The sequence below is a fragment of the Gordonia sp. AC31 genome (assembly GCF_031844505.1).
Taxonomy (GTDB): domain Bacteria; phylum Actinomycetota; class Actinomycetes; order Mycobacteriales; family Mycobacteriaceae; genus Gordonia; species Gordonia hongkongensis.
In genome coordinates this window covers 136,349-146,066 of record NZ_JAUZVK010000015.1, presented here as the reverse complement: position 1 = coordinate 146,066, position 9,718 = coordinate 136,349, and the positions used below count along the sequence as shown (strand labels likewise).

8 protein-coding genes are annotated in these 9,718 nt (G+C 68.7%); 1 reads left to right on the top strand and 7 read right to left on the bottom strand.

Annotated elements, in window-relative coordinates; genetic code table 11:
• Nucleotides 1-323 precede the first annotated feature (323 nt).
• Complete coding sequence (locus Q9R39_RS17960) at nucleotides 324-1,091, bottom strand: crotonase/enoyl-CoA hydratase family protein (RefSeq protein WP_078112409.1); 768 nt, start codon at nucleotides 1,089-1,091, stop codon at nucleotides 324-326.
• Between the two features lie 38 nt (nucleotides 1,092-1,129).
• The gene (gene metH / locus Q9R39_RS17955; RefSeq protein ID WP_078112408.1) at nucleotides 1,130-4,720 is read right to left on the bottom strand and encodes a methionine synthase; all 3,591 of its coding nucleotides are present in this window, start codon (nucleotides 4,718-4,720) and stop codon (nucleotides 1,130-1,132) included.
• A 51-nt stretch (nucleotides 4,721-4,771) separates the two neighbouring features.
• Between metH and Q9R39_RS17950 the strand changes: the two genes are divergently transcribed.
• Nucleotides 4,772-5,650 carry a PAC2 family protein gene (locus Q9R39_RS17950; RefSeq protein WP_058250418.1) on the top strand — a complete coding sequence of 293 codons (879 nt, stop codon included), beginning with the start codon at nucleotides 4,772-4,774 and terminating at the stop codon, nucleotides 5,648-5,650.
• Nucleotides 5,651-5,678: 28 nt separating this feature from the next.
• On the opposite strand, the gene Q9R39_RS17945 is transcribed toward Q9R39_RS17950, so the two are convergent.
• The 5 genes from Q9R39_RS17945 to Q9R39_RS17925 all read right to left on the bottom strand — a co-directional run bounded on the left by Q9R39_RS17945 (nucleotide 5,679) and on the right by Q9R39_RS17925 (nucleotide 9,709).
• On the bottom strand, nucleotides 5,679-5,987 hold the full coding sequence (locus Q9R39_RS17945) for a hypothetical protein (protein WP_058250417.1): 309 nt from the start codon (nucleotides 5,985-5,987) through the stop codon (nucleotides 5,679-5,681).
• A gap of 54 nt (nucleotides 5,988-6,041) precedes the next feature.
• Entirely contained in the window at nucleotides 6,042-7,295 is a 1,254-nt protein-coding gene (gene mshC, locus Q9R39_RS17940) for a cysteine--1-D-myo-inosityl 2-amino-2-deoxy-alpha-D-glucopyranoside ligase (RefSeq protein WP_058250416.1), read from the bottom strand.
• A gap of 66 nt (nucleotides 7,296-7,361) precedes the next feature.
• The gene (locus Q9R39_RS17935; protein ID WP_078112407.1) at nucleotides 7,362-8,216 is read right to left on the bottom strand and encodes an SCO1664 family protein; all 855 of its coding nucleotides are present in this window, start codon (nucleotides 8,214-8,216) and stop codon (nucleotides 7,362-7,364) included.
• Nucleotides 8,188-8,922, bottom strand: a complete 735-nt coding sequence (locus tag Q9R39_RS17930) for a DUF3090 domain-containing protein (RefSeq protein WP_058250414.1) — start codon at nucleotides 8,920-8,922, stop codon at nucleotides 8,188-8,190. Before Q9R39_RS17930 ends, Q9R39_RS17935 begins: the two co-directional genes overlap by 29 nt.
• A 25-nt stretch (nucleotides 8,923-8,947) precedes the next feature.
• Nucleotides 8,948-9,709: an MSMEG_4193 family putative phosphomutase gene (locus Q9R39_RS17925; protein WP_058250413.1), complete on the bottom strand. Its 762-nt coding sequence runs from the start codon at nucleotides 9,707-9,709 to the stop codon at nucleotides 8,948-8,950.
• Nucleotides 9,710-9,718: the final 9 nt, after the last annotated feature.

Below are 9,718 nucleotides of genomic sequence, written 5' to 3'. Positions count from 1 at the left end.
GAGGAGGCCGGAGCATGCGGAGGCCTTCACGAAGGGTCCTGGTGAGTCGGGTTGCGAAGACCCTTCGTGACGCACCCTCCGCAAGCTCCGGGCGCTCCTCAGGGAGCGGGGTTGGTCGCCCTCCGCAAGCTCCGGGCGCTCCTCAGGGAGCGGGGTTGGTCGCCCTCCGCAAGCTCCGGGCGCTCCTCAGGGAGCGGGGTTGGTCGCCCTCCGCAAGCTCCGGGCGCTCCTCAGGGAGCGGGGGCAGGGCGTTCTTTCGGATCAGGGAGCAGGGGCTGGTGAGTAGCTTGGCGCGTCGAGACGTTCCGCATTCGTCGGATCGTCTAACTGCCCACGCCCTCCCCGTGCCGGCCCGCGCCGCCGGCGAATCTGCTTGCGCCGGCCAGGGTGTCGGTGGCGAGCGAGACCATGCCGTGTCGGAGTTCGTTGGCGATGGCCGCGTCCGTGTCCAGGCCGTCCTGTTCGAGGACCGACAGCCGGTCCTGGCGCATGCACGTCTGCGGGAACGCGGCGACCTCGGTGGCCAGTGCGATCGCGGCCGGTAGCGCGGTCCCGGACGGGACGACGCGATTGGCGAGCCCGATCGACAATGCCTCGTCGGCGGTTACCGCCCGGCCGGTCAGCACGAGATCCATGGCCCGGCTCTCGCCGATCAGGCGCGGAAGTCGAACGGTCCCACCGTCGATCAACGGGACGCCCCAGCGCCGGCAGAACACCCCGAAGACGGCGTCGTCGTCGACCACACGCAGGTCCGCCCACAGCGCCAGCTCCAGTCCGCCGGCCACGGCGTGCCCGGAGATCGCCGCGATGACCGGCTTGGACAACGTCATTCGGGTCGGACCCATAGGGCCGTCACCGTCGGGTGCCACCCGATTCGGGTCACCGTCCGAGATGGCCTTGAGATCGGCTCCGGCGCAAAAGGTCCCGCCTTCTCCGTGAAGCACCGCGACCGACACCGAGTCGTCGGCGTCGAACCGCCGGAAGGCATCCGCCAGCGCATCGGCGGTCGCGCGGTCGACGGCGTTGCGCCGATCCGGCCGGTCGATCCCGATGATCCGCACCGGCCCCTCGGACCGCTCCAGAACCGTCATGGCCTGTCCCCCGTCCCTCGATCCGGTGGCGAAGTACGTCAGGTGTTGAAGTACTTCGCCTCCGGATGGTGCAACACGAACGCGTCGGTCGACTGCTCGGGATGCAACTGCAACTCCTCGGACAGTTCGACGCCGATCCGTCCCGGCTCGAGCAACTCCATCATCTTCGCCCGGTCCTCGAGGTCAGGGCAGGCGCCGTAACCGAACGAGAAACGCGCGCCGCGGTATTCGAGGTCGAAGAAGCCCTGGGCGTTCTCCGGGTCCTCGCTGGCCATCGTGCGGTCGCCGAACGCGAGTTCGCTGCGCACCCGCTGATGCCAGTACTCGGCGAGCGCCTCGGTCAGCTGCACGCCGATGCCGTGCACCTCGAGGTAGTCGCGGTAGGCGTTGTCGGCGAACAGCTTGTTGGCGAAGTCGGCGATCGGCTGTCCCATGGTGACGAGCTGGAACGGCAGCACGTCGACCTTGCCGGCCGCCTTCGCGTCGGCGCGGGACCGGATGAAGTCCGCGATGCACAGGAACCGCGACCGCTGCTGACGCGGGAACGTGAAGCTGAACCGCACCGGCGCATCCGGTTCCGGCTCGGTGAGCACGTGGACGGTGTCGCCGTCGCTGACCGCCGGGTAGTACCCGTAGACGACGGCGGCATGCTGCAGGATGTTCTCGGTCGACAGGCGATCGATCCAGTACCGCAGGCGTGGCCGCCCCTCGGTCTCGACGAGGTCCTCATACGACGGCCCGTCACCACCGCGGGCGCCCCGAAGACCCCACTGACCCAGGAACAGCGCGCGCTCGTCGAGGAGCTGCATGTAGTCCGCGATCGGGACGCCCTTGACGATCCGCGACCCCCAGAACGGCGGGGTCGGGATCTCGTTGTCGGCGGCCACATCCGAGCGGGCCGGCACCTCGACGGGTTCCTCGGCGGCCTTGCGCTTGGCCGCGATCCGCTTCGATCGCTCATGGCGGGCCTTGCGTTCGGCGGCCTTCTCCGCCGCGGCTCTCGCCTCGTCGCTGTCCGGGTCGGGTCCCCCGCCACGCTTGGTCGCCATGATGTCGTCCATCAGGCGCAGACCCTCGAAAGCGTCACGCGCATAGTGCACGTCGCCCTCGTAGGTCTCGGAGAGATCGTTCTCGACGTAGGAGCGGGTGAGTGCGGCGCCGCCCAGCAGCACCGGGTACTCGTCGGCGAGCCCACGGGAGTTGATCTCCTCGAGGTTCTCCTTCATCACCACGGTCGACTTGACCAGCAGCCCGGACATCCCGATGACGTCCGCCCGCTTGTCCGCGGCGACGTCGAGGATGGTCGCGATCGGCTGTTTGATGCCGATGTTGACGACCTCGTACCCGTTGTTGGACAGGATGATGTCGACGAGGTTCTTGCCGATGTCGTGCACATCGCCCTTGACGGTGGCGAGGACGATGCGTCCCTTGCCGTCCTCGCCGGTGGCCTCCATGTGCGGCTCGAGATGCGCCACCGCGGTCTTCATCACCTCGGCGGACTGCAGCACGAACGGCAGCTGCATCTGGCCCGAACCGAAGAGTTCGCCGACGGTCTTCATCCCGGCCAGCAGCGTGTCGTTGATGATCGTCAGCGGCGGGACCTGGGTCATTGCCTCGTCGAGGTCGTCGGTCAGACCGTTGCGCTCACCGTCGACGATCCGGCGCTCCAGGCGCTCGAACAGCGGCAGCTTCGCCAGTTCCTGGGCCCGCGACTCACGCGCCGAGGCGGCCGAGACACCCTCGAACAGCTCCATGAGCTTCTGCAGCGGGTCGTAACCCTCACGTCGCCGGTCGTAGACGAGGTCGAGGGCGACCTCGCGGTGCTCCTCCGGGATCCGGGCCATCGGCAGGATCTTCGACGCGTGCACGATCGCGGTGTCGAGGCCGGCCTGCACGCACTCGTGCAGGAAGACCGAGTTGAGCACCTGTCGCGCAGCGGGATTGAGCCCGAAGGAGATGTTCGAGATGCCCAGCGTGAAGTGCACGTCGGGGTGGGCCTCGTGCAGCCGGCGGATCGCCTCGATGGTCTCGATGCCGTCGCGTCGGACTTCTTCCTGACCCGTCGAGATCGGGAAGGTCAGCGTGTCGAGGATGATGTCCTCTTCGGCGAGCCCCCAGTTGCCGGTGATGTCGGCGATCAGCCGCTCGGCCACCCGGACCTTCCAGTCCGCGGTACGCGCCTGCCCCTCCTCGTCGATGGTGAGCGCGACGACCGCCGCCCCGTGCTCGACGACGAGCTGCATGATCTTGGTGAACCGCGAATCCGGTCCGTCGCCGTCCTCGTAGTTGACCGAGTTCACCGCGCAGCGCCCGCCCAGCGACTCCAGACCGGCTCGGATGACCTCCGGCTCGGTGGAGTCGAGCATGATCGGCAGCGTCGACGAGGTGGCGAACCGGCTGGCGAGAGCCGTCATGTCGGCGGCGCCGTCGCGACCGACGTAGTCGACGTTGAGGTCGAGCATGTGCGCGCCGTCGCGGGTCTGGTCCTTGGCGATGTCGAGGCACTTCTGGTAGTCCTCGGCGATCATCGCCTCGCGGAAGGCCTTGGAGCCGTTGGTGTTCGTGCGCTCACCGATCACCAGGAAGCTGGCGTCCTGGTCGAAGGGCACCGCGGAGTACAGCGACGACGTCTCCGACTCGTGTTCCGGGGTCCGGGTCGCCGGGGTCACCTCGGACACCGCGTCCGCGACCTGCCGGATGTGTTCGGGTGTCGTGCCGCAGCAACCGCCGACGAACTGCAGGCCGAACTCGCCCACGAACTGCGACATGGCCTGCGCGAGTTCCTCGGGCGTCAGCGGATACTCGGCACCGTTGGCACCGAGGACCGGCAGACCGGCATTGGGCATCACCGACACCGGGATGCGCGCATGCTTGGAGAGGTACCGCAGGTGTTCGCTCATCTCGGCGGGACCGGTGGCGCAGTTCAGGCCGATCAGATCGATACCGAGCGGCTCCAGCGCTGTCAGCGCGGCACCGATCTCCGAGCCGAGGAGCATCGTGCCGGTCGTCTCGACCGTGACGTGGGAGATGATCGGGATCCTGCGGCCCACCCGCTCCATCGCACGGCGGGCGGCCACCACCGCCGATTTGACCTGCAGCAGATCCTGCGAGGTCTCGATCAGGATCGCGTCGGCACCGCCCTCGAGCATGCCGATGACGCATTCCAGGTAGGCGTCGCGGATGGCCGCATACGTGGTGTGGCCGAGGCTGGGCAGCTTGGTGCCCGGCCCGATCGAACCCAGGACGAAACGGTCGGTGCCGTCGGCCGAGGGACCCATCTCGTCGGCGACGCCGCGCGCGATCGTCGTTCCCTTGTACGACAGCTCCCGGATCCGGTCCGCGATGTCGTAATCGCCCAGATTCGACAGGTTGCACCCGAAGGTGTTGGTCTCCACGGCGTCGGCGCCGGCCTCGAAGTACGCACGGTGGATGCCCTCGAGGACGTCGGGCCGGGTGTCGTTGAGGATCTCGTTGCAACCCTCGAGGCCACGGAAGTCGTCGAGCGTCAGATCCGCGGCCTGCAGCATGGTGCCCATCGCCCCGTCGCCGATCAGTACCCGACGCGACATCGCCGACAGAAATGTCGTGTCGAAATCGCGTGGATCGGTTCCGGAGAAGTCAGGGGACATGGTTGACAGCGTAGTTCGCCCTCTCTGCGTGTTCGGTCGTAGGCTGGATCGGTGAACGCTGAGCAGACGTCGAACCTTCCCCAGCTGCGCAGACCCATTCTGCTCGCGGCCTTCGAGGGGTGGAACGACGCCGGGGACGCCGCCAGCAGCGCTGTCGAGCACCTGGCACTCGAATGGGACGCCCGACCCCTCGCCGACATCGACTCCGATGAATACTACGACTTCCAGGTCAATCGCCCCACCGTGAATCAGATCGACGGGGTCACACGCCGGATCGACTGGCCGACGACGTCGATCTCGTACTGCAGCCCGCGGGGCGCCGACCGCGACATCGTGCTGGTCCGCGGCATCGAACCCAACATGCGGTGGCGGGCGTTCTGCGCCGAGATCGTCGACCTCGCGCAGGAGCTCGGTGTCGAGACCACGGTGATGCTGGGCGCATTGCTCGCCGACACCCCGCACACCCGCCCGGTGCCGGTGACCGGCGCGGCCTACAGCAGCGAGTCCGCGGCCCGGTACAACCTCGCGGAGAGTCGCTACGAGGGACCGACCGGTATCACCGGCGTGCTCCAGGATCTCTTCGTCCAGGCGGGTCTGCCGGCCGTCTCGTTCTGGGCGGCCGTCCCCCACTACGTGTCGACGCCGCCGAACCCGAAGGCCACGGTGGCGCTGCTGACCCGCGTCGAGGAGGTCCTCGACATCGAGGTGCCGCTCGGCACCCTCCCCGAGCAGGCGGAGGAATGGGAACGCGCGGTCACCGAGATGACGGAAGACGACGAGGAGATCGCCGACTACGTGCGCGGGCTCGAAGAGCGCGGGGACGCCGAGGTCGACACCGACGAGGTCATGGCGAAGATCGACGGCGACGCGCTGGCCGCCGAGTTCGAGCGCTACCTCAAACGTCGCGGCCAGGGCCCGTTCGGACCCTGAACCAGGCGTCCGGCCGGAATCCGGGTCGTCAGCCGATCTTCTCGATGGACACCACGGGGGTGGTGATCCGCCACGTGCGGACGTCGGGATCGTCGGCGGCGCGCACCCAGAACTGCGCGGACTCCCCCAGGCGACAGGACTTCACCCCGAGCAGCGGGATGTCCTCGGAGTCGCGTCGGAGCCTGCTGACCGTCCAGTCCTCGTTCTCGGTGCCGCCGACCCCGGGGGCCCGGAGCAGCGTCATCTCGGTGAAATCCAGCAGGTAGGTCGACGTCCGGGTGACGACGGTGTACACCCCGGCGTCGGTCTCGGGTCGGATCTCTTGCACGCGCGCCACGTCAGCACTCTACCCAGACGTCGGCGCGCGGACATCCGGGTGTGGGGACAACGCCTATCGGACGTCGGGGACGAGCGGGATTCCCAGCAGCGCGTCGACCGCGGCCGCGAGTTCGGCGGGCGCCGTCGTCGACGAACCGATTCCGTTGCGGACATCCGCGCACCAACCGTCCACTGCGGCAAGCGCTTTAGGGGTGTCGAGATCGTCGGCGAGATGCTGGCGGAGCCGCGCGATGACCGGTTCGGCGTCGGGTCCGGTACTCGCGCCGAGCGCCGCACGCCAGCGACCGAGGCGTTCGACGGCCGTGTCCAGGACCGCGTCCGTCCACATCCGGTCACCGCGGTAGTGGTCGGCGAGCAGTGCGAGTCGGATGGCCGCGGGGTCCACGCCCTCGCGACGCAGGACCGACACGAACACGAGATTGCCACGACTCTTCGACATCTTCTCGCCGTCGAGCCCGACCATCCCGGTGTGCACGTAGTGCCGGGCGAACCGCCGCGAACCGGTGAGGGCCTCCCCGTGGGCCGCCGAGTACTCGTGGTGCGGATAGATGAGATCGTTACCGCCGCCCTGGATGTCGAACTCGATCCCGAGCCGGTTCAGCGCGATCGCCGAACACTCGATGTGCCAGCCCGGCCGGCCCGGACCGAACGGCGACTCCCACGACGGCTCGCCCGGACGTTCGGCGCGCCACAGCAGCGCGTCGAGCGGATCGCGTTTGCCGGGACGATCGGGATCGCCGCCGCGCTCGGCGAAGAACCGTTCCATGGTCTCGCGGTCGTACCCCGACTCGTAGCCGAACTGTTCGGTGGCATCGGTGCGGAAATAGACGTCCGGGAACTGCGCATCGTCGACGGTGTAGGCGGCCCCGGAGGCCAGCAGCTTGCCGACGACTTCGACGACCTCGTTGACCGACTCGACCGCGCCGATGTAATCGCGCGGGGGCAGGACGCGCAGGGCGGTCATGTCGTCGCGGAACAGCTGCGTCTCCCGCGCCCCGAGATCACGCCAGTCGACGCCGTCCCGGTCCGCCCGTTCGAACAGCGGGTCGTCGACGTCGGTGACGTTCTGCACGTAATGAACCTCGTGACCCTGATCGCGCAGGATCCGGTTGACCTGGTCGAAGGTCACATAGGTGGCGGCGTGCCCCAGGTGGGTCGCGTCGTAGGGGGTGATGCCGCACACGTACATGGTCGCGGTGGCCCCGGGGGCGACGGGACGGACCGCACGGTCGGCGGTGTCGTAGAGACGGAGGGCGGGTCCACTGCCCGGTACGGCGGGGAGTTCGAGATCGGGCCACGACTGCATGCGTCCACTGTATTGCCCACCGCGCGCAGGCCCTTCACGGCCTCGTCCGGGACGGAGCGCATTCGCTCAGAACGGCGGCCACGGGATGGGCCGGTGACCGGGCGGGTGCGGCATGGTCGCGCTCTCGGCGACCACGATCGCGCGGATCGCGAGCGACTCGATCTCGTCGGGCGTGATGTGTTCGGCGAGCTGTGCGCGCAGGGCCGAGCCGTCGGTCTCCAAGCGCTCCGCGAGTTCGGCGACATCGGCGACGAGGTGCCCGGGTACCGGTTCGCCCGCCCAGCCCCACAGCACCGTCCGCAGTTTGTCCTCCTCGTGCAGACAGATGCCGTGGTCGATCCCGTAGACGGTGCCGTCCAGACCTTCCAGGACGTGACCGCCCTTGCGGTCGGCGTTGTTGAGGATGACGTCGAGCACCGACATGCGCTGCAACCGCGGGTCGTCGGCGTGCACCAGCACGACGGGGTCGCCGTACGGGTCGTAGGCCTGCAGGACCGCGAGATAGCCGGCGGGTACCGCGCCCACCGGGCACAGGTCGACCAGGTCGACCCGCGGTTCGGTCTCCGGGATCGGGTGATCGGTGTTGTCCGGTGTCTCGACCCAGCGCTGCACCATCCCGGGCCCGAGCGGCCCGTCGCGGTGCACCGTGGTCGGGATCGTGTCCCACCCCAGCGCCTCCGAGATCAGGTACGACGCCACTTCCCGTCCGGCGAGCGTGCCGTCGGGGAAGTCCCACAGCGGGACCTCACCGCGCACTGGTTTGTAGACACAACGCACCGAGGTCCGGTCGTCGAGCACCGCATCGCACACGAGCGTCGCGTTGCTGGCCGAGGGGATCCGGCCGAGGATGGTGAGTTCGCCGTCGCGGAGGACGTGGTCGACCGCGGGCTCGTCAGTCACGTGCGGAAGAGCCGGCGTCACCGGGCTCGTCGGGGTCGTCCGGGTCACCGGACGGCGGGGTGTCCCCCGCCTGACCGAAGGGGTCGTCGTCAGCCGCCAGGCCCGGATCACTCTGTGCGGCAAGGCTGTTGAAGACATCAGGGTCGATGAAGTCGAGGGATTTGCTCAACTCCGCGTCCCGTTTGTACCCGTTGGTCCGGATACACAGGTGACCTTCGGGGTCGAGCGGTTCGCTGCACAGCGGGCACGGCTGTCGTCCCGCGGATATCACCCTCGACGAACGGGCGGCGAACTCACGGGCCGCCGCGGTCGTCAGGAAGACCCGCACCGCGTCCGGGCCCTCGTCGGTGTCGTCGAGGACCACGCTTTCGTCGAACTCCCCCTCGGTGATGGCGAGCAACTCGACCACGACCGCCTCGGATTCGGCGTCCCAGCCGAGACCCATGGTGCCGACCCGGAACTCGGCGTCGACCGGCATCACCAGCGGACTCAGGTCACCGACCCGGTCGGTCTCCGGCGGGATCGGCGTGCCGAAGCGTCGGTGGATCTCGTCGAGCAGGGCACCGATCCGGTCGGCGAGGATCTGGACCTGCTGCTTCTCCAGCATCACGCTGATGATGCGGGCCTCGTGGACCGCCTGGAGGTAGAACGTGCGGTCACCGGGCTGCCCGATCGTGCCCGCCACGAAGCGGTCCGGGCTCCGGAACACGTGTATCGCTCGAGACATCACACCTCCTTCGTCGTCTGGTTCATTATCCCGATGTCGCCGGGATCGTAGCGGCACCATTGGCGGACGGCGCTACATCCGCGCCCGTGTCGCCGCCCACCACCGCGTCGTCGGACGGTCGTTGCCCGTCCTGCGCCGGCGGCGGGGGCTTCGGGATGGACAGCAACTCGGTCGCATTCACCGTATGGACATAAGGACGCGACGGCGTGTAGCGGATCACGCTGATCGACGCCGGTTCGACGACGATGCGCTGGAAGGCGTCGAGGTGGCTGCCCATGGCGTCGGCGATGATCGACTTGATCACGTCACCGTGCGAGCACGCGATCCACACCCCGGAACCGTCCGGGCCGCCGTGGACGCGGTCCAGTTCGCGGATGGCGCGTACGGCCCGTGCCTGCACGTCGGCGAGTCCCTCCCCGTCGGGGAAGATCGCGGCCGACGGCTGCCGCTGCACGACCTTCCACAGCGGTTCGGTCAACAATTCCGAGATCGGACGCCCGGTCCACCCGCCGTAATCGACCTCGGCGAGATCGTCGACGACGATCTCGGGTGGCGCCTGCCCGTCCGCGGCCAGCGCCGCCAGCAGTGGCTGGACGGTCTCGGCGCACCGATCGAGCGGCGAACGCGCCACCGCGCGAATGGACCCGAGATGGTCGCCGAGACGACGAACCAGATCATCGGCCTGGGCGCGCCCGCGGTCGTCGAGGTGGACGCCGGCGCTGCGACCGGCGAGCACCCCTGAGGTGTTCGCCGTCGAACGGCCGTGCCGGAGAAGGATCACGGTCATCCCACAACC

Bases quoted from the DNA above. Each gene is read 5' to 3' on its own strand.
- Q9R39_RS17925 (WP_058250413.1), bottom strand. From the start codon at position 9,709: ATGACCGTGATCCTTCTCCGGCACGGCCGTTCGACGGCGAACACCTCA.
- Q9R39_RS17930 (WP_058250414.1), bottom strand. From the start codon at position 8,922: ATGTCTCGAGCGATACACGTGTTCCGGAGCCCGGACCGCTTCGTGGCG.
- Q9R39_RS17960 (WP_078112409.1), bottom strand. From the start codon at position 1,091: ATGACGGTTCTGGAGCGGTCCGAGGGGCCGGTGCGGATCATCGGGATC.
- metH (WP_078112408.1), bottom strand. From the start codon at position 4,720: ATGTCCCCTGACTTCTCCGGAACCGATCCACGCGATTTCGACACGACA.
- mshC (WP_058250416.1), bottom strand. From the start codon at position 7,295: ATGCAGTCGTGGCCCGATCTCGAACTCCCCGCCGTACCGGGCAGTGGA.